Below are 21689 nucleotides of genomic sequence, written 5' to 3'. Positions count from 1 at the left end.
AACTGGGCGAGGGTGTTTCCACGTTCGGCTACCCGGGGTCTCGTCGCCCATGCGCGGCAGTGGGATGTCCGTACCGGTGTGGGGCGGGGAGGCGGAAGGCCAGTGCGGCGGCGCCGGCGGAGATGACGGCGATGGCCGCCGAGGTGAGGGCGAAGGCGGTGCCGGACGCCGCGCCGGCGTCCACGGAGCCGTAGTAGATGAGCCCCAGGAGGCAGACGCCGACCGCGGCGGCCGTCTGCTGGACGGTGGAGACCACGCCGGACGCGGATCCGGCGAAACGTTCCGGCGCGGTACGCAGTGTCGCGGTGAGGGCCGGGGTGATGAACAGCCCCTGGCCCGCGCCGACGACGGCCAGCGAGCACAGCAGCCAGCCCGGATGCAGGGACAGGGCGCTGCCGGCGGCCGCGGCGTACCCGACGGCGGCCGCGCCACCGCCCCACACGAGCAGCTGCCGCGAACCCACCTTCCGCAGCCGTGGGACGAGCAGCGACAGTACGGCGAAGAGACCGGCCAGCGGCAGCATGGCGCTGCCCGCCTCCATCGGCGCCCAGCCGAGGCCCTGTTGGAGGTGCAGTCCGAGGACCAGGAAGAAGGCGTTCAGGCCGCTGTTGAACAGGGCGATCAGCAGCAGACCGGTGGGGAAACGTCCCGCCAGCAGGGCGGGTGGCAGCAGCGGCGCCCGGTCCCGGCGCTGGGCCCGGCGTTCGTGGACCGCGAAGGCGGCGCCCGCCGGTACGGAGAGGCCCAGGCACACCCACACCCACCAGGGCCAGCCCAGGTCCCGGCCGAACGCGGGCGGTACGGAAAAGGCCGCCAGCGCCACGGCGCCGAGCAGCAGCCCGGTACCGTCCAGCCCCATCCGCCTGCGCCCGCCGCGTACGGCCACGAACGGCAGCGCGCACAGCGCCGCCAGCCCGATCGGCACGTTCACCCAGAACACCGAGCGCCAGCCCAGGCCGAACAGGTCGGCGCCGATCAGCCAGCCTCCCAGCAACTGCCCCGACACCGCCCCCAGGCCCATGACGGCTCCGGTCGCGGCGAAGCCCACCCGCTGCTCGCGCTCCCGGAAGAGGGTACGGGCCGCGCTGTAGACCTGCGGTACGAGCAGCGCCGTACCCGCTCCCTGTGCCAGCCGGGCCGCGACGAGCGCCACGGCGGTCGGCGCGAGCGCGCACCCCACCGAGGCGACCACGAAGACGGCCATGCCCGCCGCGAAGACGCGGAAGATGCCGAACATGTCGCCGAGGCGGCCGCCCGTGATCAGCCCCAGCGCGTAGACGAGCTGGTAGCCGGCCAGCACCATCTGCTGCTGGCCGGCATCGGCACCGAGGTCCCGGGAGAAGGACGGGACCGCCACCACGACGATGAACACGTCCAGGTTGGCCAGCAGCGTCCCGCACAGCATCACCGCGAGCGCGGCCCAGCGTCGTGTGGTGGACGCGGGCGCGGACGGCTCCGAAGTGAGCCGGTTCGCCCGGGAAGGTTCCGCTGACGCTTCCGTTCCGGAACCTTCCGTCCCGGGCGGCTTCCCCGCCGGTCCGGACTGCTCCGCACCGGTCTCTTCCGTCTCGGACGGCCCGGTCGTCGATGATCGCTCCGTCATGCTCCCAGCCTGGCCCATCGCAGCGTGGAAACGGCGGATCTCGCCGCCCCGGCACCGCCTACCCGCGCGTACCGGCGGCAGTCCAGGACGTACCGGTAGCACCAGCCGTACCAGCCGGTCCGGGTCGTACCGGCCGTACCCGGCCGAAACCAGCCGCACCTGGCCGTACCTCAGTCCCCCGCCTCCGCCAGGCGCCGCAGCAGCGGCTCGATCGCGGCGAGCCGGCGGACCTCGTCGGGCCGCAGCGAGGCGAGGCGCTTGGACAGCACCTCCGCCTCGCCGCGCGCGACGTCGGCGAGCGCGGTCGCGCCGCGTTCGGTGGCCAGGACGCGGCTGGCGCGCCCGTCCGTGGGGTCGGGTTCGCGGCGGATCAGACCGGCGGACTCCAGCCCCAGCACGGCCGCGGTGGCGGTCGGCTGGGAGCAGGGGACCCAGGCCGCGATCTCGCCGATCCGGGAGGGGCCCCGCTGCGTCAGCATGGCCAGGACGGCGAGTTGCGTCGGCTGGATGCCGCCCGCGGCGGCGGCCCTGCGCAGGCTGCGCGTCAGCCGGTGCAGGGATATCACCAGTTGGAGTGCCGCGTCGTCACCGATTGTCATCGCTCAGCCCATCGTGCCGCCCGTCCGGGTCAGGAAAGCGTAAGGCGGGGCTGGTACATGTCCAGCCACAGGGCCAGGTCCAGCGTCTTTTCGAGACCCTTGCGGGACGCCTGGGTGATCTGCGGCGCGGCGTGGTCGGCCGCCCGCTTGAGCCAGTTGCGGTCGACGACGTCGAAGACCGGGTGCGAGGAGCGGGCCAGCAGGTCCTTGGCGTGGTGCTGGAGGGCGATCGCGTACTTGGGGTCCTGGGTCGACGGGTACGGGCTCTTGACCCGGTCGTACACCGACTTCGGCAGGACGTCGGCGGTGGCCTCGCGCAGCAGGCTCTTCTCGCGCCCGTCGAAGGACTTCAGGGCCCACGGCGCGTTGTACACGTACTCGACCAGCCGGTGGTCGCAGAACGGCACCCGCACCTCCAGCCCGACGGCCATGCTCGCGCGGTCCTTGCGGTCGAGCAGGATGCGGACGAATCGGGTCAGGTGCAGGTAGCAGATCTTGCGCATCCGGTACTCGAAGTCGCTCTCCCCGTCGAGGCGCTGTACGTCCTTGATCGCGGTGCGGTATTGGTCCCGTACGTACGAGCGCAGGTCGAGGGAGTCGGCGAGCGCGGGCGTGAGGACGTCGCCGTCGTCGCCGAAGTGCTCGGCGAAGCGGACCAGCCAGGGGAACGTTTCCGCGTTCCGGGCCTCCTCGTCGAAGAACTGCTTGTAGCCGCCGAACACCTCGTCCGCCGACTCTCCGGAGAGGGCGACGGTGGAGTGCTGCCGGATCGCCTTGAAGAGGAGATACAGCGAGGCGTCCATGTCACCGAAGCCCATCGGGATGTCGCGCGCCCGGATGACCTTCGAGCGCACCTCGGGGTCGGCGAGGGCGTCCGAGTCCAGGACGATGTCCTGGTGGTCGGTGCCGGAGACGCGGGCCACGTCGTGGACGTACGGCGTGTCGGGGGTGGCGCGCAGCGCGTCGGCCACGAAGTGCTCGGTCTGGCCGACGAAGTCGACGGCGAAGCTGCGTACGGTCTCCCCCACCTCGCCCAGCTGCCGGGCCGCCAGCGCGGTCATGGCGGAGGAGTCGAGGCCGCCGGAGAGCAGGGTGCACCGCGGGACGTCGGAGACGAGCTGGCGGCGGACGATGTCGTCGAGCAGGGTACGGACGTGGGCGACGGAGGTGTCACGGTCGTCCTGGTGGGGGCGGGTCTCCAGCGACCAGTACACATGACGGCGCAGACCGCCGCGGTCGACGGTGACCACCGTGCCGGGCTCGACCTCGTGCATGCCCTCCCACACGCCGTGGCCGGGCGTCTTGACGAAGGCGAAGATCTCGCGGAGCCCGTCGAGTCCGACGGTCCGCTCGGCCAGCGGGTTGGCGAGGATCGCCTTGGGCTCGGAGCCGAACAGCACGCCGTCGGGCGTCTCGTAGTAAGAGAACGGCTTGATGCCCATCCGGTCGCGGATCATGACGAGCCGTTGGCGCTGCTCGTCCCAGACGGCGAACGCGTACATGCCGTTGAGCCGCCCGGCGACCGCCTCACCCCACTCGATGTAGCCGCGCAGCACGACTTCGGTGTCGGACTCGGTGCCGAACCGGTGCCCACGGGCCGTGAGTTCCTCGCGCAGCTCGCGGAAGTTGTACGTCTCGCCCGAGTAGACGATAACCACCGGGCTGCCGCCCGCCCGCTGCGCGGTCATCGGCTGGCGCCCGCCCGGCAGGTCGATGATCGCGAGGCGGCGGTGGCCGAGGGCGGCCGGTCCCTGCACCCACGTACCGCGGTCGTCGGGCCCGCGGCAGGACATCGTCTCCGTCATCGCGTCGATGGTTGCCTGCTCGGAACGCAGGTCACGATCGAAGGAAATCCAGCCGGTGATGCCACACATGCCATGTCCTCCTGTATCCGACCCGGAGAGCGGTCCGCCCGGCACCGAGGAACCGCGCGCGGGCACGGTGAAGCCCGGCGGCTCGGCACCCTCACAGGTCAGTTGTATCGAGCACCTATATATCGAGGTTGTTCCTCGCGGTGGCGCACCGTCAACCTGGCCGTAACACAGGGCCAGCCGCCCAACGCAGGGCGTGGCGGGCGCGTTTGGACGCTCGACAGGGCTCTGATCTGGGAGTTCGGCGGGAGAGGGCGGGAGAAGGCGAGCCCTGCGAACGGGCTGCCGCTTACGGCAATGTGGTGAAGGCTTTACTCCGCGATGGGGCGGCGGGGCGATGGAACGATGGGGTGGCGGCGGGCACGCGGGCGCGGCGCCCTGCCCGCCAACGCTGGCCCGCCTGGCGGCAGGCAAAGGTCACACACGGGCAAGCAGCCCTTGGGCCGCTCGGCAACCGTTGGTCACGGCTACGACTCGGCGGTGGGTACGGCTACGACTACGGCCACGGCCACAGCAGCAGCCACGGCCTGGCGGAAGTTACGGATGTGGCCACGGCCACGCCGCACGCCTCACCGACCTCACCGACCTCACCGACCTCACCTGCGGAAGATGTGCAGCGCCCGGCCCAGCGCGCCTCCCATCCGGCGGAAGAGGCCCCGGCGCCGGGGCCTGGGCAGGGTGATGTCGCCGGCGGCCCGCCAGTCGGCCGCCTGCGCCACCATCGCGGACAGGGTGCGGCAGAAGGCCGAGTACCGGTCGGCTCCGTCCAGGTCGGCCCACGTCAGTACGTGCGAGAGGACGCCGTCGTACTCGTGGTACGGGCGGGCCCGCATGTGGTCGGTGAGCTTGGTCCGTATCGCCCGCTGCCGCTCGGGCGGGAGGCCGGACGAGGGCAGTTCGTCGAGCAGCCGCTGCACATGGCCGACGACCAGGTCCACGAAGGCGTCACGGCGCCGTGCGTCCACCCGGCCCAGGCGGGCGTTCTGGTAGTCCTCCTCGCGTCCGGGCGTCTCGTTCTTCACCCGGTCTTCCTCCGCCTCGGACAGCCGCGGCACCCGGAAGTTGAGCATGCGGGAGTCGTACGCCTGGTTGACCGCGACGTGTGTCAGTTCGTGGACCATCACCGCGAGGTGGTCGCTGCGCGCCATGCCCGGCGTGTAGGCGTAGGAGATGGCGTACCGGCCCTGGCCGAGGTCGCGCGTGTTGCCGCCGCCCGTGCCCGTCGTCCGCTCGAATTCCGCCCGGTTGACGTGGCCGAGCAGCTCCCCCAACAGCCGCTGGACGTATGGGTCGCGGGTCTCCCGCGAGTAGTCGTACAGCAGTTGCCGGTCCTGTGCCGTCGAGTCGTCCGCCACGATGCCCTCCGCTCGGTGTGGTCCGGAGCGCGGTGGGCGGCGGCACCGGTGTCCGTGCGCGCCATCGCCGCACCGCGCCTGTGGCGCGGTGACGTGTGCTTGCGCGCCAGTCTGCTGACTCCGACCGCCGCCCGGTATACGTAAACCCGTCTCACCGCCCGCCACTGCCACCACCCCCGGCCCCGCCCCGACGCCTCCCCCCAACCTCTCCTCCAGCCGGGTCCGGCCCCCAGCACATCCAACGGTGTCCGGTTGGCCGTACCGCCGTCAGACGCCTGTGCTGCCGTCGATACGCTCCCGTATGAGGTCGGCGTGACCGCAGTGCCGGGCGTACTCGGCGATCATGTGGGAGTAGATCCAGCGCAGGCTGACCCGGTTGTCCCGCCACAGGCCGGTGTCCTCCAGCGCGTGGGCGGCGGCGTTCTCCCGTGCGCGCTCGATCTCGGCCTGCCACAGGAGGCGGGACTTCGCATAGGTGGCGTCCTCGCCGAGCTCGAACCCGCGGTCGGCGGGCTGGGTGTCGGCGCCGGTCTCGAAGACCGGCGGGACGTCCTCTCCGGTCAGGACTCTGCGGAACCACATGCGTTCGACCTCCGCCATATGCCGGACGAGACCGAGCAGGGTGAGCGACGAGGGCTCCGCCGACGCCTTACGGAGCTGCTCGTCCGTCAGGCCGTCGCACTTCTGGGCGAGGGTGGTGCGGTAGAAGGCGAGCCAGCCCTCCAGGGTGGCCCGCTCGTCGGCGTCCATGGGCGGGAAGGTGCGTTCAGGTGTAGTCATGTCCGTCATCGTGACACGTGGGTCTGACAATGCCGCTGAGCTGGGTGTTTCCGCACAGGACTTGGCGGAAATCGGTATCGGCCGCCCCCCGGCCGACTCACCGGCCCTGCCGCCTGAGTGACCCCGCCACCCTCAGCACCCCGGCCCCCGCCGTCGAAGGCGGCGTGCCCCGGCCCGTCCCCCGCGGCGGTCTCCCCCGAGGCGATCGCCCGCAGTGCCGCCAGGTGCCGCTGATACGCGGCCCTCCCCTCGGCGGTCAGCGCGAGCCACGTCCGGTGGCGGCGGCCGACCCGGCCCTTGTTCACGGCCACTCAGCCCGCCGCCTCCAGCGCCGCGACCTGTTTGGAGAGGGCGGAGTCGGTCACCTCGACCGGTCGCGAGGACGGCGCCCACGGCGAGCGGCAGCCTCGTGTACGGGCTTTCGGTGTATGTCTGACGGCGTTGCCCGTCACAATGACCGTCGCAGCGGCAGGCCGGGCCGGGCCACAGCAGAGCCGTGCCGTGCCGTGCCACAGCAGGGCTACGGGGACGAGTATCAGCTGCCATGCGGCAACGAACCGTAAGCGGAATCCGCTCCCCACCCCCGAAATACACAGCCCCCTTTCAGCCCTCCCCCGCACCCGGCAACGGCAGTTCCGTCCACACGGTTTTGCCGTCGCGGGTGTGGCGGGCGCCCCAGCGGTCCGTGAGCTGGGCCACCAGGAGGAGGCCGCGGCCGCCCTCGTCGGTGCTGTGGGCGCGTCTGAGGTGGGGGGCGGTGCTGCTGGGATCGGAGACTTCGCAGATGAGTGAGCGGTCGCGGATGAGACGGAGGGTGATCGGGGTGCCGCCGTACCGGTAGGCGTTGGTGACCAGTTCGCTCACCACTAGCTCGGCGGTGAACGCCAGTTCTTCCAGGCCCCATTCGGTCAGCTTGTCGGCGGTCAGTTCGCGCGCTTCCGCCGCGGCGGTCGGTTCGGCGGGCAGTTCCCAGGAGGCGACGCTTTCCGGTGGCAGCGCGCGCGTACGGGCGAGGAGGAGGGCGACGTCGTCGCGCGGGTGGACCGGCAGCAGTGCGTCGACCACCGCCTTGCAGCTGTCCTCCATGCGGCGGGCGGGCTGTTCCAGCGCTCCGCGCAGCAGTGCCAGCCCTTCGTCGAGGTCCCGTCCGCGTACCTCCAGCAGTCCGTCGGTGTAGAGGGCCAGCAGGCTGCCTTCGGCGAGTTCGAGTTCGACGGACTCGAACGGCAGGCCGCCCAGTCCGAGTGGCGGGCCCGCGGGCAGGTCGGGCAGGGTCATCCGGCCGTCGGGGCCGACCACGGCGGGCGGTACGTGGCCGGCGCGGGCGATGTTGCAGCGGCGGGAGACCGGGTCGTACACCGCGTACAGGCAGGTCGCGCCGATGACCTGCGGGCTCTGTGGGCCGCCGGCGGCCGATTCCTGTTCCTCGGCGAGGCGGTTGACGAGGTCGTCCAGGTGGGAGAGGACTTCGTCGGGTGCGAGGTCGAGTGCGGCCAGGGTGTGCACCGCCGTACGCAGCCGTCCCATCGTGGCCGCGGCGTGCAGCCCGTGGCCCACGACGTCACCGACGACCAGGGCGACGCGGGCGCTGGAGACCGGGATGACGTCGAACCAGTCGCCTCCGACGCCCGCCGCGGGGTCGGCGGGCAGGTAGCGGTGGGCGACCTCGACGGCCAGTTGTTCGGGCAGTTCGCGCGGCAGCAGGCTGCGTTGCAGGGTGAGTGCCCCGTAGTGCTCCTGGGTGTAGCGGCGGGCGTTGTCGATGCAGATGGCGGCGCGGGAGACGAATTCCTGGGCCAGTACGAGGTCGTCCTGTTCGAACGCCTGCGGCCGCTCCGCCCGCCACAGGCTCACCAGGCCGAGCACCAGCCCGCGGGCGGCCAGCGGCACCACGATCAGCGAGTGGGCACCCAGGCTCAGGGCCCGTTCCGACCGTTCCGGGTCCTGGATGTACCAGCCGGTGCAGTTGGCCAGGTCCGGTTCGAGGATGGGCTGTTGCCGGGTGAGGCACTGGGCCTGTGGCGTGCCCGGGGCGAAGCGGAACACCTCGCCCTCCGGGTACATCACGTCCAGGGCGTCCGGTACGACGGACCGTACGGCCGTGCGGTGCACCGGTACGTAGGTCCCCCGGGTGGGGTCCTGGCCGCGGGTGACCGGCTCCAGCAGGTCCACGGAGACCGCGTCGGCGAGGTCGGGGACCGCGACCTCGGCGAGTTCCCGGGCGGTCTGGGTGACGTCCAGTGTGGTGCCGATGCGGGCGCTCGCCCGGTTGAGCACCGCGAGCCGGTGCTGGGCCCGGTGCCGGTCGGTGACGTCTTCCACCATTTGGGTGACGCCGAGCACCGCTCCGGAGGGGTCGCGCATCCGGAACGCGGACACGGACACCACCCGTTCGTGTCCAGGGTCGGCGCGCAGCCGGCACGACTGCTCGGTGAAGATCAGCGGCTCGCCCGTCTCCAGCACCCTGCGCAGCCGCTCCTCGATGGTGGCGACGTCCGGGCCGATGAGGAAGTCCGCCATGCGCAGGCCCCGGTGTGCGGCGGCCGGGCGTCGGCTGATGCCCGCGATGGCCCGGTTGATGCGGAGGATGCTCAGGTCGGGGGCGTGCACGGCCAGGCCGATCGGGGACCGCCGGAACAGGCCGTCCAGGACCGAGCGGTCGATCTCCCACTGGACGACCTCCGCAGCGGGCGCGGCGACGACGAACCACTCGTGCCCGGAGTCGCCCCGCATGACGGACCGGACCCGCAGGCCCAGCTCGACGCGGTGCCCGCCGTGGTGCAGCACCGGCAGGATGCCGGACCAGCCTGCTTCGCGCCGTGCCGTGCCGACGGCTTCCGCGGCGGCGTCCCGGCCGTCGCCATGGAGCAGGAATGCGTCCGCCCGCCGTCCGATCACTTCCCGTGCCGGGTAGCCGAGCAGGGTTTCGGCGCGTTCGCTCCAGCCCACGACGGTGCCCTCGTCGTCGAGCACCGCCGAGGCGGCCCGGCTCAGCGCGAACGGGTCTTCCGGCCGCTCGGTGAACTCCGGCACCGGTGCGTCCATCGCTTCGCCCCTTCGACTCGCCGACCGGCCCCCGCGCCCTCTCAGGGTGACCCCGCAATCATGGATAGAGCAGCTGAGCCCAGTATCGTTTCGGGCCGCCCGCCCCGCGCTCCGGGCGGGGAGCGGGGTGCCGGTCACTCGGCCGAGTGGGTGGCGCTCGGGACGGGATGTCACGGGCCGGCGCGGCGCCCGTACCGGATCACTTGGCGGCCGTACTCCGACGGGCACGGTGCGCGGCGACGTTGAGCCGGTTGCCGCACAGTTCGGGCGTGCAGTACCGGCGCCGTCCCGCCTTGCTCGTGTCGACGAACATCCCGTCGCAGGCGGGCGAGGCGCAGGGCCGGATGCGGTCGTGGGACAGGGTGCGCAGGACGCCCAGCAGGCCCGCGCCGGTCACTGCCGCCAGCGCGTCGGCGAGCGGGGTCCGGGGCCCGGTTCCGGCGTACCACTGCCAGCGGCCGTCCGCGTCGCGCTCCATGGTCAGTGTCACCGCCGCCCGCCCCAGCAGGGCGTTGGCGCCGCCGGCGACTGCTTCCTCGCTGCCGGACTCCAGGAGTTCGCGCAGCTCCCGGCGCAGCGCGTGGACCTGTGCCAGGTCCTCGCCGGTCGGGCGGCGGCCGGGTCCCGTGGCGTCCACGGGGAGGGCGTGCTCGTCGAGGAATCGGCCGAGCGCCTGCGGGTCCGGGAGTGCCTCGCCGGTGCTTCTGCGGACCTGAGGGGAGGTGTTGACGAGGCCGGTGGCGACGGCCGCCCCGAGCGCGTAACCGGAAAAGAGAAACTTCACGCCTTACTCCACGCTAAGGTAACTGGAGAACAGCGATTATACCTCTTACGCGAGGAGAGATCGGCATGCGCACATCCACTCCGGCCCCACCATGGCAGCTCCACGAGCGCGTGGCGGTGACCGGCGGCGAGGTCGCCACCGGCGTCTTCGGCGAAGGCCCGCCCGTCGTCCTGGTCCACGGCAGCCCCGCCTCCTCCTACCTCTGGCGGAACGTGGTCCCCGTCCTCGCCCGCCACCACACCGTGTACGTCTGGGACCTTCTCGGCTACGGCGCTTCCCGCATCGCGCGGAGCGCCGCCCCCTCCATCACCCGGCAGGCCCGTACGCTCGCCGAACTGATCGCCCACTGGGGGCTCGCCGCCCCCGCGCTCGTCGGTCACGACATCGGCGGCGGCATCGTCATGCGGGCCCAACTCCTGGAGGGCGTACGGGTTTCCCGTACGGCTCTCCTCGACGCCGCGGTTCTCGGCCCCTGGAACACTCCCTTCACCGACCACCAGCAGCGCTACGCCGAGGCCTACCGCACCATGCCGGCGCCCGTCTTCGACGAGCTTGTCGCCGGCCGCGTCCGGACGGCCTGCCACCGGCCGATGTCCGAGGCGACCGTCGCTGCCTACTGCGCCCCCTGGGCGGGAGACGAGGGCCGGCAGCGCTGGATCGACCAGGTCTGCGCCGTCAGTTACCAGGACACCCGGGAGGCCGTGGCGCGATTGGGTGACATCACGACGCCCACCCTCGTGCTGTGGGGTGCCGAGGACCGGTGGCTGCCGCCCGCCACCGGCGACCGGCTCGCCGCCGCCATACCCGGTGCCGAGCGCGCCACCGTCCCCGACGCGGGCCACTTCATGGCCGAGGACCGGCCCGGGGCGACGGCCGAGGCGCTGCTGGAGTTCTTCGGACGGTCCTGAACGGCCTGCCGGCCGACGGCGTCAGCGCCCCCGCCCTCAGCGCCCCTCCGTCACCTGCCCTCCGTCACCTGCCCTCCGGTCCCCTCCAGCCGCAGCACCGTGACCGAGTACGCCGGAAAGGTGTGGGTGAACCGCGCGCCCAGGCCGCTCAGCGGGACGGAGCGGGGCACTACCGCGGTGGGGTCGTCGAGTGTGTTGGTGGCTTCGGGGCCGGGGCCGGAGAGGATTTCGGCCCGGCCGGTGGCCGCGATGTCCGGTACGCCGTCAATCCGTACGGTCGTGGTGCGGGCTGTGCCCCCGGTGTTGACGACGGCGACGTACAGCCGTCCGGTGCGGCGTTCGCGGGTGGTGACGGCGCTCAGACCCGGCAGGGCGCGGGTCCCGGTGGGCAGCACGGTGTCGCCCCGGTGGGTGCGCAGCAGTTGCTGCGCGTAGGAGCTGGGTGAGTGGTAGCTGGTCAGGCCGTCGTAGGCGATGAGGTTGGTGGCCCAGGTGTTGTCGCGTACGTGGCTGAAGAGGGGGGCGTAGCACTCCATCACCACGTGGTCGCTGTTGCGGATGAGGCCGGTGAGCCAGGAGGCGTCGCCAAGTGCTGCCCGGAGGTTGGCGGTGGGGCGGCCTTCCTGGGCCGCCCACTCGCCCACGAAGACCTTGGGAGTGGCGCGGTCGCGCCGGTCGTAGAGGTGCGATCCGGCCGCGAAGGCGGCGGGTGAGCGGTAGTAGTGCTCGTCGATGAGGTCGTGGGGACGGCTGCGGACGGGGGTGGTCGCGATCAGCTTCAGGTGCGGGTGGGCGCGGGTGAGGGCGTCGCGGAAGGCCGCGTACCGCTCCTCGTAGGAGCCGGAGGTGTCGAACCAGTCCTCGTTGCCGATCTCCACATACGTGAGCGGGTACGGCGCCGGGTGGCCGTCGGCGGCGCGCCGGGCGCCCCAGGGGGAGGTGGCGGGCCCGGTGACGTACTCGATCTGGTCGAGCGCGTCCCCCACGAAGGGCCGCAGGGCGTCGCCGGTGACGTGTTCGCCGTTGAGCGAGTAGCCCGCGTACACGCACAGCACCGGCTCGCAGTCCAGGTCCTCGGCCATCTGGAGGTATTCAGGCAGGCCGAGTCCGTCGGTGGACCAGTAGCCCCAGGCGGAGTTGCGGTGGCCGGGGCGTCGTTCGACGGGGCCGATGGTCCGCTTCCAGTCGAAGCGGTCGGCGATGACGTTGCCTTCGAGGTAGTTGCCGCCGGGGAAGCGCAGGAAGGCGGGGCGCAGCGCGGCGAGTGCGGCCATCAGGTCGGGGCGCAGGCCGTTGGGGCGGTCGCGGTGGGTGGGCGGGAAGAGGGAGACCTGGGAGAGCCAGAGGGTGCCGGTGGTGCCGGTAGTGCCCGCGGTGGTCACCGTCAGGCGGGCGGCAGTGGTGTGCGGGGCAGTGGGCGGGGTGCGCAGGACCAGGTCGTGGCGGCGCCAGTCGCGGCCGGGGGCCGGCGCGGCGGCCCGGGCGTACACGGTGCCGTCGGTGCCGGTGAGGGCGAGGGTGAGCGGTCCGGTGGTGCCGTCGGCCTTGGCGAAGTACGAGGCGCGGTAGGTGGTGGCGGGGCGTACGGGGATGCCCCAGTAACCGTCGTTGGCCGTGCCGGAGCCGGGGCCGCGCACGGTGATCCGCAGGGACCGGGTGAGCGCTTCGTTGAGGGGTGCGGTGGGGTCCAGGGCGATGGTGGCTCCGCCCAGCGGGCTCCAGTGCAGGGGGTTGCGCGGGTCGGCCATGAAGCTGCGGTTGTTGACGAGTTCGGCGTACAGGCCGCCTTCGCCGCTGTGGTTGATGTCTTCGAAGAAGATGCCGCCGTGCCGGGGCGGGACGGCGGGGCCGGGGCGGCGGGCGTCGATGGTGAGGAGTGGTGTGGTGTCCCGTTCCGGTACGCCGGCCAGCCGGGCGATCTGCGTGCCGTCCAGCGCGGTGTCGTAGCAGCGTACGTCGTCGATGCCGCCCTGGAAGTGGTCCACTTCGGCGCCGGCGAACAGGCCGCGTCCGACGGTGGTGGCGCCGGTGGCCCGCCAGCCGCCGGGGGTGGGCACCTCGCCTTCCGGTACGCCGTCGACGTACAGCCGTAAGACGCCTGCCGCGGCGTCGTCGACGCCTGCCAGGTGGTACCAGCGACCGGGTTCGGGGGCGAAGCCCGCGCCGGCGATCGCGGCGGCGCCGTTGGCGTCGGCGGCGTCCCGCGGCAGCCTGGTGAAGGCGAACGCCTTGGTGTCGTCGCGGAATTGCAGGTAGCAGGCGCTGACAGTGGTGCCGTCGATGGCGACGGCGGTGCGGTAGCCGCCGGTGTCCGTCAGGCGGACCCAGGCGGTCACGGTGAAGCCGCGCGCGGTGTCGACGGCGGCGCCGGCGGCAGTGGCGCAGGCGCGCCCGGACAGGGCGAGGCCCGGCCCGGTGTGCCCGTTTCCCCAGGTGGCGCCGGTGCACAGGGTGAGGGTGCGGCCGTGGCCCGAGCTGTCGGCCGCGGTGCTGCCGTGCCCTTCGCCGAAGGCCCAGTGGGCGGCGGGGGCGGGCAGTCCGGGCCCGGCGGCCGCGGCGGCGGGTGGTGCGGCGCCGGTGCGCAGGGCTTCGGTCAGGGCCGTGGCGCCCAGTGCGGCGATCACGGTTCTTCGTCCGGGCCCGTCCGGAACCGTCCGCGGACGGTGGTCCTCGCTCACCATGGGATTCCTCTCCCCTCGGCCACGTGCGTCCTGTCGCCGCACCCGTCGTTCGGTATCCCGAACGACGTACGGAATCTCGCGCGGCTTGCGAGGGAGGATGCGCCTCGGGCGCCGCCGCGTCAACACCCGGCACATCAGGAACACCTGAGCCGAACCGGTGAACGGCGACGGCTCCGCGCGCGCCCATTGACACCGTCCGACCGCGCTCACTACGGTCGCGCCACCATTTCGGACGCGTGACGAAATATCGAACACGATGGAGGGTCATCTCCCGTGCGCATCACCGGTATCAGCACGCACGTCGTCGGCACCCCCTGGCGCAACCTCACCTACGTACAGGTCCACACCGACGAGGGCCTCACCGGCGTCGGCGAGACCCGGATGCTGGGCCGCACCGACGCCCTCCTCGGCTATCTGCGCGAGGCGGCGGACCACCACGTCACCGGCTCCGACCCGTTCGCCGTCGAAGACCTGGTACGGCGCATGAAGTACGGCGATTACGGGCGCGCCGGGGAAATCGTCATGTCCGGCATCGCCTGCGTGGAGACGGCGTGCTGGGACATCAAGGGCAAAGCTCTGGGCGTGCCGGTGTGGCAGCTCCTCGGCGGCCGGGTGCGCGAACGCGTCAAGGCGTACGCCAACGGCTGGTACACCACCGAACGCACCCCGGAGGGCTACCACGCGGCCGCCCGCGCGGTGGTGGAGCGCGGGTACCAGGCGCTGAAGATCGACCCGTTCGGCACCGGGCACCTCGAACTGGACCCCGCCGCCACCCGTTACGCCGTTTCCCTCATCGAGGCGGTACGGGACGCGATCGGCCCGGACCGGGAGCTGATGGTGGAGATGCACGGGCGGTTCAGCCCGGCCACCGCCGTACGGCTCGCCCGCGAACTGGCGCCCTTCGGCCCGGCGTGGCTGGAGGAACCCGTACCGCCGGAGAACCTCAAGGCGCTGGCCAAGGTCGCCGGCAAGGTGGACACACCGATCGCGACCGGGGAACGCATCCACGACCGGGCCGAGTTCCGCGAACTGTTCGAGTCGCAGGCGGCCGACATCATCCAGCCGGACGTGGGCCACCTCGGCGGCATCCTGGAGACCCGCAAGCTCGCCGCGACCGCCGAGACGCACTACATGCTCCTCGCCCCGCACAACGTGGGCGGCGGGGTACTGACCGCCGCCTCCCTCCAGCTCGCGGGCTGCACCCCCAACTTCAAGATCCTGGAGCACTTCAACGACTTCGCCGACGCGGGCATCAAGCAGGTGGTCAAGGGCGCCCCGGAAGTAGTGGACGGGTACTTCGCCCTGCCCGACACGCCCGGCCTCGGCGTCGAACTGGACACCGAGGCGGCGGCCGAGTTCCCGCAGCGGCCCGCCCGCTTCGACCTGTGGGCGGAGGGGTGGGAGCGGCGTGCCCCGGACGCCGGGCGCCGGTGACCGCCGTCGCCGCGCCCGCGCGCACCCGGTCGGTGCTCGTCGACCGGCCCGGCCGGCACCGCCTGGTGAGCGCTCCCACCCCCTCCCCCGGCCCCGGCGAGGCGCTGGTGCGGGTGGTGGCGGCGGGGCTGTGCGGCAGCGACCGCGAGGTGTACGACGGCGGGCGGCCCGCGCCGTACGTCCGCTACCCGCTCGTCCCCGGTCACGAATGGTCGGGAACGGTCGCGGCGGTCGGCGACGGCGTGTCCGCGGAGCTGACGGGCCGCAAGGTCGTCGGCGAGAACTTCCGCACCTGCCTGACGTGCGAGCGCTGCCGGGCCGGCGCGACCTCGCTGTGCGCCGCCGCCTACGACGAGACCGGCTTCACGCGCCCCGGCGCGTTCGCGGACACCCTGCTGGTGCCCGCCCGGCTGCTGCACCCGCTGCCCGACGGCGCCGGCCTCGAAGCCGCCGCCCTGCTGGAACCGGCCGCGGTGGCCGCCGCTGCCGCGCTCGCCGCCCGGACCGTGCCCGGCGAGCGGGTCGCGGTGCTGGGGGCCGGCACCCTCGGACTGCTGGCCGTACGGTTCCTCGCCGCCGTCTCGCCGGCCGAACTGCTCGTCGTCGACCCGCGACAGGCACGTGCCGAACAGGCCCTGGCCATGGGCGCGACCGGCACGTCCGCCCCCCGCACCGCGGCCGGAACTCTCCCCGGCGGCTTCGACGTGGTGGTGGAGACCGCGGGCGCGCCCGGCACCGCGGCAGCGGCGGCGGAACTCGCCCGGCGTGGCGGCCGCGTCGTCCTGGTGGGGCTGCCGGGCGCCGGCGCCCGGGGCCTCGATCCGGCGCGGCTGGTGACGGACCACCTGACCGTACGCGGTGTCTTCGGAGCGCCGTCCGCCGCCTGGACCCACGCCGTACGGGCGTTCGCCACGGGCCTGCTGGACCCGGCGCCGCTGATCACCCACGCCTTTCCGCTGGAGCGCTGGGGCGAGGCGGTCGCGCTGGTCGGCAGCGGTGATCCGGCGGTGGGGAAGGTGCTGGTGCGCCCCGCGCTGTAAGGGCAGCCGTAGAGGCCGGAGTACGCACCGCTCGGGTGCCCCGCCGCGGTCGCCGGGCCTGAGCGCTCAGGCCGCCCCTGCCGCGCCTCTTCCTCCCCGAAGGCCGAAGCCCGAACGGTCCGAAGCCCCAAACGGCCCGACGCCTCGAACGCCGCCCGATATCTCGAACAAGGAGCCCCATGACCGCGCCCCCCTCCGCAAGCCACCCCCACCCCTTCCGGCACCCGGCCGGCCACGCCCTCGCGCCGCTGGGCCACGCCGCCCCCGCCGACGACCCCGCCGACGCCTCCCCGTACGCGTTCCCCGACGGCGGCACCTGGCGCACCGAAATCCCCTCCGTCGAAGGCCCCGAAGTCCTGGCCGCCGTCTTCGCGGAGGCCGGGCGGCTCGGCGTGCCCGTTCACCGCGTCAGCCAGGGCAGCGGCGTCTGGATGCTGACCGACGGCGAGATCACCGACATGCTCAGCGCCTGCGCCGCGCACGGGACGGAGCTGTGTCTGTTCACCGGGCCGCGCGGCACCTGGGACGTCGGCGGCGGCGCCGGGCCGCGCGCCCGGGGCCAGGAGGCGGTGGCCGGCTGCGTCGAGGACGCGCTGCGCGCCACCGGTCTGGGCGTGCGCTGTCTGCTGGTCGCCGACGAGGGCGTGCTGTGGTTACTGCACCGGCTGCGGTCGTCCGGTGTGCTGCCCGCCGGCACCACGTTCAAGGTTTCCGCGCTGATCGGGCCGGTCAACCCGGCGTCGTACGAGATTTTCGAGCGGCTCGGGGCCGACTCCGTCAACGTGCCCAGTGACCTCACGCTGGACCGGCTCACCCAGATCCGCCGTGTTTCGCGCGCGCCGATGGACTTCTATGTCGAATCCCCAGATGACCTCGGCGGTTACGTGCGGATGTACGACGTGGCGCAGCTCATCCGGCGCGGCGCGCCCCTGTACCTGAAGTTCGGGCTCAGCCGCTCCCCCGTGCTCTACCCCTACGGCGCGCAGCTGCGCGCGGCCGCCCTGGACTGCGCGCGCGAGCGGGTGCGGCGCGGCCGGCTGGTGCTGGATCTGCTGGCCCGGCTCGGTGCGGACGGCCGCATGTCTCCGCCCGGCTCCCGGCTGCCGGGCGACCTGCGCCGCTTCCCGATACCCGAGGAGGTCCGATGACCTCCCCCTTGCACGTCCCTCGCCGGACCGCCCTGGCCGCGACGCTCGCCCTGGGCTTCGGGCTGGCCGGCTGCGGGCAGGAGGCCAAGGGCGGCAGCCGGTACCGGCCCGGCGGCGCCGGGGGCACCGTCGGCATCGCGATGCCCACCAAATCCTCCGAACGGTGGCTGGCCGACGGCCGCCACATGGCGAAGGAGTTCCGGGCCAGGGGCTACCGTACGGACCTCCAGTACGGCGACGACCGGGTCGACAACCAGGTCGCGCAGCTGGAGAACATGGTCGCCAAAGGGCACCGGCTGCTGGTCGTGGCGGCCATCGACGGGTCGGCGCTCACCGATGTGCTGCGCCGCGCCAAGGAATCCGGGGCCGCGGTGATCTCGTACGACCGGCTGGTGCTCGGCACCCCGGACGTCGATTACTACGCCTCCTTCGACAACGCCCGGGTCGGCCGTCTCCAGGGCCGCTACATCGCCGACAAGCTGCGGCTCGACGCGCGCGGGGGCGAGCGGTTCACCATCGAGCTGTTCGCCGGGTCGCCCGACGACAACAACACCAAGTACTTCTGGAACGGCGCGCTGGCCGAACTCCGCCCCTACCTGACCCGCGGTCAGCTCGTGGTCCGCAGCGGGCAGACCGCGCTGAACCAGGCGACCACCCTGCGCTGGGACGGTGGTACGGCGCAGAAGCGGATGGACGACCTGCTGAGCAAGCACTACGGCGCCACCCGGCTGAACGCGGTGCTCTCCCCGTACGACGGCATCTCCATCGGCGTCATCTCGGCCCTGAAAAGCGTCGGTTACGGGTCCGCCGACCTGCCGTACCCCGTCGTGACCGGGCAGGACGCGGAGCTGGCGTCCGTGAAGTCCATCCTGGCCGGGCAGCAGACGCAGACCGTCTACAAGGACACCCGCAAGCTCGCGCGGCAGGCGGTGCTGATGGGCGACGCCGTACTGCACGGCAGGAAGCCGCAGGTCAACGACGCGAAGACGTACCACAACGGTGCCCGGGTGGTGCCCGCCTACCTTCTCGACCCGGTCAGTGTGGACCGCCGCAACACCCGCATCCTCGTCGAGGAGGGCTATCTGAAGGCCGCTGACCTGGGCGGTGCCCGGTGAGCGGGCGCGCGGCCGTTGACAAGGACGCGTCCGTGCTGGAGATGCGCGGCATCACCAAGACGTTCGGCGGTGTCACCGCGCTCGACGACGTACGGCTGACCGTGCGCGCCGGGGAGATCCACGCCGTCTGCGGGGAGAACGGCGCGGGCAAGTCGACCCTGATGAACATTCTCAGCGGGGTGTACCCGCACGGCAGTTACACGGGTGAGATCCGCTTCGGCGGTGTCCGGTGCGCGTTCCGCGACATCCGGGCCGGTGAGCGCCACGGCATCGTCATCGTCCACCAGGAACTGGCGCTGGTTCCCTGCCTGTCGGTGGCGGAGAACATCTTCCTCGGCAACGAGCGGGCCCGGCGCGGCGTCATCGGCCGGTACGAGACGCTGCGGCAGGCGTCCGCGCTGCTGGAACGGGTGGGCCTGGCGGAGGACCCGCGCACCCGCGTCGCCGGTCTCGGCGTCGGCAAGCAGCAGCTGGTGGAGATCGCCAAGGCGCTGGCCAAGGAGGTACGGCTGCTGATCCTCGACGAGCCGACCGCCGCGCTCAACGACACGGACAGCGACCACCTGCTGGACCTGGTGTGCCGGCTGCGCGACCAGGGCGTGGCCTGCGTCCTGATCTCGCACAAGCTGGGCGAGATCAGGCGGGTCGCGGACACCGTGACGGTGCTGCGCGACGGGCGCACCGTGAAGACGCTGACCGTACGGGAGCGGCCCGGCGCCGTACCGGCCGTCTCCGAGGAGCGCATCATCCGCGCCATGGTCGGCCGGGACCTGGACCGGCGCTTCCCGCCGCGCACCCGCTACACGGGACCGGACGCGGGCGAAGCGGCGCTCGCCGTCCGGGGGTGGACCGTGCACCACCCCGTCGACCAGCGGCGCAAGGTGGTGGACGGCGCGTCGCTGCACGTACGGCGCGGGGAGATCGTCGGCCTGGCCGGGCTGGTGGGCGCCGGCCGTACCGAGCTGGCGATGAGCGTCTTCGGCCGCTCCTACGGGCGGTACGCGGGCGGCACGGTGTGCCTCGGCGGCCGGCCGGTCGTGCTGCGTACGGTGCCGCAGGCGGTGGCGCGCGGCCTCGCCTACGTCACGGAGGACCGCAAGACCTACGGCCTGAACCTCCTGGACACCGTGCACCGCAACATCTCGCTGGCCGCGCTGCCCGGGCTGGCCCGGCGCGGGGTGGTCGACCGGCACGCGGAGCGGCGGGCGGCCGAGGACTTCCGTACGTCGCTGGGCATCAAGTCCCGTACGGTCTTCGAGCCGGTGGGGCGGCTCAGCGGCGGCAACCAGCAGAAGGTCGTGCTGGGCAAGTGGCTGCTGGCCGACCCGGAGGTGCTGATCCTCGACGAGCCGACCCGTGGTGTGGACGTGGGCGCCAAGTACGAGATCCACGCGGTGATCGGGCAACTGGCGGCCCGGGGCAAGGCGGTGCTGCTGATTTCGTCCGAACTGCCGGAGTTGCTGGGCCTGTGCGACCGCCTCTACACGATGGCGGCCGGCCGGGTGACCGGCGAACTGACGCGCGCGCAGGCGACGCAGGAGGCGCTGATGCGTCTCATGACCATCGAGCCGCCGCCTCCGGCTTCCCGGGAGCCGCAGGCCATCCGCCCCTTCCCCACGGACGAGAGCTGAGGCGCCCATGACCACCGCAGTCCGACCGTCCGCCGAGCATCCGGCAGGCCCGCCGTCCGGCGCGGGGCCCGGTCCGTCGGCCGGCGCCCTGCTGCTGCGTGCGATACGCGGCAATCTGCGGCAGTACGGCATGATCATCGCGTTGGCGGTCATCGTCGTGCTCTTCCAGATCTGGACCGGCAACGCGCTGCTGCTGCCCAACAATGTCTCCAACATCGTCCAGCAGAACAGCTACATCCTCATCCTGGCCATGGGCATGATGATCGTGATCGTGGCCGGGCACATCGACCTGTCCGTCGGCTCGCTGGCCGCCTTCGTGGGGGCCGTGGCCGCCGTTTTGATGGTGCAGCACCACGTCCACTGGGTGGCCGCGCTGCTGCTGTGCCTGCTCATCGGAGCGGCGGCCGGTGCCTGGCAGGGGTTTTGGATCGCCTACGTCGGCATCCCGTCCTTCATCGTCACCCTCGCCGGGATGCTGCTGTTCCGGGGCGCGACCCAGATCGTCCTGGCCGGGCAGTCACTGTCCCCGTTCCCCGGCGCCTTCCAGGATCTCGCCCAGGGCTTCCTGCCGGAAATGGGGCCGTATACGCAGTATCACAACCCCACCCTGGTGATCGGGCTGCTCGTGGTGGCCGGTTTCCTGCTGCGCGAACGGCGCGACCGCAGGCGCAGGGCCGCCCACGGACTGGAGGTGCTGCCGCGTTCCCTGTGGCTGCTGAAGTGCGCTGCCGGCACGGCGGCCGTGGCGGCGTTCACGCTGACGCTGGCCAGTTACCACGGCGTGCCGGTGGTACTGCTGATCATGTGCGTGCTGCTGCTGGGGCTGGGCTTCGTCATGCGGGACGCGGTCGTCGGCCGCCATGTCCACGCGCTCGGCGGCAACCGGGCGGCGGCCCGCCTCTCCGGCGTCAAGGACGCGCGCGTCACGTTCCTCGTCTTCGTCACGATGGGCGTCCTCGCCGCGCTGGCCGGCTGCGTCTACGCGGCCCGCCTCAACGCGGGCACCCCGCAGGCGGGCATCAACTTCGAACTGGAGGCGATAGCGGCGGCGTTCATCGGCGGCGCCTCCATGAGCGGCGGCATCGGCACCGTGTTCGGCGCGGTCGTCGGCGCACTGGTGCTCGGCGTACTGAACAACGGCATGTCGCTGGTCGGTATCGGCACCGACTACCAGCAGCTCATCAAGGGGCTGGTGCTGCTGGCCGCGGTCGGCTTCGACGTCTGGAACAAGCGGCGGACCGGTACGTAGCACGGCCGGCGTGAAAGGCCGGCCGCAGCGCGCCGGGGCCCTGCCGTTCGACGGCGGGGCCCCGGAATGGCGGGTGGCCCGTACGGCGGCGCCCGGGCCCGGTGTCCGGCCCGGTGTCTCGCGCCCGTGGACGGGTCAGGCGGCGGGCAGTGCCGTCTCGTCCCGGACCGGCAGGTCGGAGAGTACGGAGTCGTCCTCGACCCGGGCGCCCGGCAGCCGGTGCCGGGCCGCGATCAGCGCGGTGTCGACATCGCGGGTGCCGGTGGAGACGCACAGGGTGTAGGCGACGTCGTCCATCCGCTGCCGGACCTCCGGGCTCCCGTCCGCCGCGTTCAGTACGCGCAGCGTCTCGTACTGCTCGACCAGGTCACGCAGTACAACAGGGTGAGCCAGCAACATCAGGGGCCTCCTCGTTCGCCACCGTCAAGGAACAACTGCGCTCCTTG

The 21689-nt window shown here is 72.5% G+C and carries 16 protein-coding genes; 7 read left to right on the top strand and 9 right to left on the bottom strand.

Annotation, left to right across the window (positions count from 1 at the left end):
- Nucleotides 1-28: 28 nt before the first annotated feature.
- From ACZ53K_RS10665 to ACZ53K_RS10635, 7 genes are all read right to left on the bottom strand, one after another.
- A complete protein-coding gene (locus tag ACZ53K_RS10665) occupies nt 29-1603 on the bottom strand; it encodes an MFS transporter (RefSeq protein WP_468833817.1) in 1575 nt (524 codons plus the stop codon).
- 170 nt (nt 1604-1773) lie between these two features.
- On the bottom strand, nt 1774-2202 hold the full coding sequence (locus ACZ53K_RS10660) for a MarR family winged helix-turn-helix transcriptional regulator (RefSeq protein WP_468833815.1): 429 nt from the start codon (nt 2200-2202) through the stop codon (nt 1774-1776).
- 29 nt (nt 2203-2231) lie between these two features.
- Entirely contained in the window at nt 2232-4076 is a 1845-nt protein-coding gene (gene asnB, locus ACZ53K_RS10655) for an asparagine synthase (glutamine-hydrolyzing) (RefSeq protein WP_468833812.1), read from the bottom strand.
- Between the two features lie 593 nt (nt 4077-4669).
- Nucleotides 4670-5428, bottom strand: coding sequence for a hypothetical protein (locus tag ACZ53K_RS10650; RefSeq protein WP_468833810.1), 759 nt, complete (start codon nt 5426-5428; stop codon nt 4670-4672).
- Nucleotides 5429-5695: 267 nt separating this feature from the next.
- Nucleotides 5696-6208 carry a DinB family protein gene (locus tag ACZ53K_RS10645; RefSeq protein WP_468833808.1) on the bottom strand — a complete coding sequence of 171 codons (513 nt, stop codon included), beginning with the start codon at nt 6206-6208 and terminating at the stop codon, nt 5696-5698.
- Between the two features lie 603 nt (nt 6209-6811).
- Entirely contained in the window at nt 6812-9253 is a 2442-nt protein-coding gene (locus tag ACZ53K_RS10640; RefSeq protein WP_468833806.1) for a SpoIIE family protein phosphatase, read from the bottom strand.
- A 199-nt stretch (nt 9254-9452) separates the two neighbouring features.
- A complete protein-coding gene (locus ACZ53K_RS10635) occupies nt 9453-10037 on the bottom strand; it encodes a CGNR zinc finger domain-containing protein (RefSeq protein WP_468833804.1) in 585 nt (194 codons plus the stop codon).
- A gap of 65 nt (nt 10038-10102) precedes the next feature.
- Between ACZ53K_RS10635 and ACZ53K_RS10630 the strand changes: the two genes are divergently transcribed.
- A complete protein-coding gene (locus tag ACZ53K_RS10630; protein ID WP_468833801.1) occupies nt 10103-10945 on the top strand; it encodes an alpha/beta fold hydrolase in 843 nt (280 codons plus the stop codon).
- A gap of 50 nt (nt 10946-10995) precedes the next feature.
- Here the strand turns inward: ACZ53K_RS10630 and ACZ53K_RS10625 are convergent, their stop codons facing one another.
- A complete protein-coding gene (locus ACZ53K_RS10625; RefSeq protein WP_468833799.1) occupies nt 10996-13626 on the bottom strand; it encodes an alpha-L-arabinofuranosidase C-terminal domain-containing protein in 2631 nt (876 codons plus the stop codon).
- Between the two features lie 273 nt (nt 13627-13899).
- Between ACZ53K_RS10625 and ACZ53K_RS10620 the strand changes: the two genes are divergently transcribed.
- From ACZ53K_RS10620 to mmsB, 6 genes are all read left to right on the top strand, one after another.
- Entirely contained in the window at nt 13900-15060 is a 1161-nt protein-coding gene (locus ACZ53K_RS10620) for a mandelate racemase/muconate lactonizing enzyme family protein (RefSeq protein ID WP_468833797.1), read from the top strand.
- The gene (locus ACZ53K_RS10615) at nt 15057-16100 is read left to right on the top strand and encodes a zinc-dependent alcohol dehydrogenase (protein WP_468833794.1); all 1044 of its coding nucleotides are present in this window, start codon (nt 15057-15059) and stop codon (nt 16098-16100) included. The genes ACZ53K_RS10620 and ACZ53K_RS10615 overlap by 4 nt, the downstream gene beginning before the upstream one ends.
- A 179-nt stretch (nt 16101-16279) precedes the next feature.
- Complete coding sequence (locus ACZ53K_RS10610) at nt 16280-17248, top strand: hypothetical protein (RefSeq protein ID WP_468833792.1); 969 nt, start codon at nt 16280-16282, stop codon at nt 17246-17248.
- Nucleotides 17245-18363, top strand: coding sequence for a multiple monosaccharide ABC transporter substrate-binding protein (gene chvE / locus ACZ53K_RS10605; RefSeq protein ID WP_468833790.1), 1119 nt, complete (start codon nt 17245-17247; stop codon nt 18361-18363). Before ACZ53K_RS10610 ends, chvE begins: the two co-directional genes overlap by 4 nt.
- 41 nt (nt 18364-18404) lie before the next feature.
- On the top strand, nt 18405-19994 hold the full coding sequence (locus tag ACZ53K_RS10600) for an ATP-binding cassette domain-containing protein (protein WP_468834021.1): 1590 nt from the start codon (nt 18405-18407) through the stop codon (nt 19992-19994).
- Between the two features lie 7 nt (nt 19995-20001).
- Nucleotides 20002-21243 (top strand): multiple monosaccharide ABC transporter permease, encoded by a 1242-nt coding sequence (gene mmsB, locus ACZ53K_RS10595; RefSeq protein WP_468833787.1) that lies wholly within the window; start codon nt 20002-20004, stop codon nt 21241-21243.
- Nucleotides 21244-21378: 135 nt separating this feature from the next.
- Here the strand turns inward: mmsB and ACZ53K_RS10590 are convergent, their stop codons facing one another.
- Nucleotides 21379-21642 (bottom strand): DUF5133 domain-containing protein, encoded by a 264-nt coding sequence (locus tag ACZ53K_RS10590; protein WP_468833785.1) that lies wholly within the window; start codon nt 21640-21642, stop codon nt 21379-21381.
- Nucleotides 21643-21689 lie beyond the last annotated feature (47 nt).

It is taken from the genome of Streptomyces sp. NPDC033221, assembly GCF_055577005.1.
The sequence above is the reverse complement of the archived record's forward strand: the minus strand, read 5'-3'. Positions and strand labels throughout refer to the sequence as shown.

Excerpts from the sequence above, each read along its gene's own strand:
- ACZ53K_RS10600 (WP_468834021.1), top strand. The coding sequence starts at position 18,405 with ATGCGCGGCATCACCAAGACGTTCGGCGGTGTCACCGCGCTCGACGAC.
- ACZ53K_RS10610 (WP_468833792.1), top strand. The coding sequence starts at position 16,280 with ATGACCGCGCCCCCCTCCGCAAGCCACCCCCACCCCTTCCGGCACCCG.
- ACZ53K_RS10665 (WP_468833817.1), bottom strand. The coding sequence starts at position 1,603 with ATGACGGAGCGATCATCGACGACCGGGCCGTCCGAGACGGAAGAGACC.
- ACZ53K_RS10640 (WP_468833806.1), bottom strand. The coding sequence starts at position 9,253 with ATGGACGCACCGGTGCCGGAGTTCACCGAGCGGCCGGAAGACCCGTTC.
- ACZ53K_RS10660 (WP_468833815.1), bottom strand. The coding sequence starts at position 2,202 with ATGACAATCGGTGACGACGCGGCACTCCAACTGGTGATATCCCTGCAC.
- ACZ53K_RS10625 (WP_468833799.1), bottom strand. The coding sequence starts at position 13,626 with ATGGTGAGCGAGGACCACCGTCCGCGGACGGTTCCGGACGGGCCCGGA.
- asnB (WP_468833812.1), bottom strand. The coding sequence starts at position 4,076 with ATGTGTGGCATCACCGGCTGGATTTCCTTCGATCGTGACCTGCGTTCC.
- ACZ53K_RS10645 (WP_468833808.1), bottom strand. The coding sequence starts at position 6,208 with ATGACTACACCTGAACGCACCTTCCCGCCCATGGACGCCGACGAGCGG.
- ACZ53K_RS10630 (WP_468833801.1), top strand. The coding sequence starts at position 10,103 with ATGCGCACATCCACTCCGGCCCCACCATGGCAGCTCCACGAGCGCGTG.
- mmsB (WP_468833787.1), top strand. The coding sequence starts at position 20,002 with ATGACCACCGCAGTCCGACCGTCCGCCGAGCATCCGGCAGGCCCGCCG.
- chvE (WP_468833790.1), top strand. The coding sequence starts at position 17,245 with ATGACCTCCCCCTTGCACGTCCCTCGCCGGACCGCCCTGGCCGCGACG.
- ACZ53K_RS10590 (WP_468833785.1), bottom strand. The coding sequence starts at position 21,642 with ATGTTGCTGGCTCACCCTGTTGTACTGCGTGACCTGGTCGAGCAGTAC.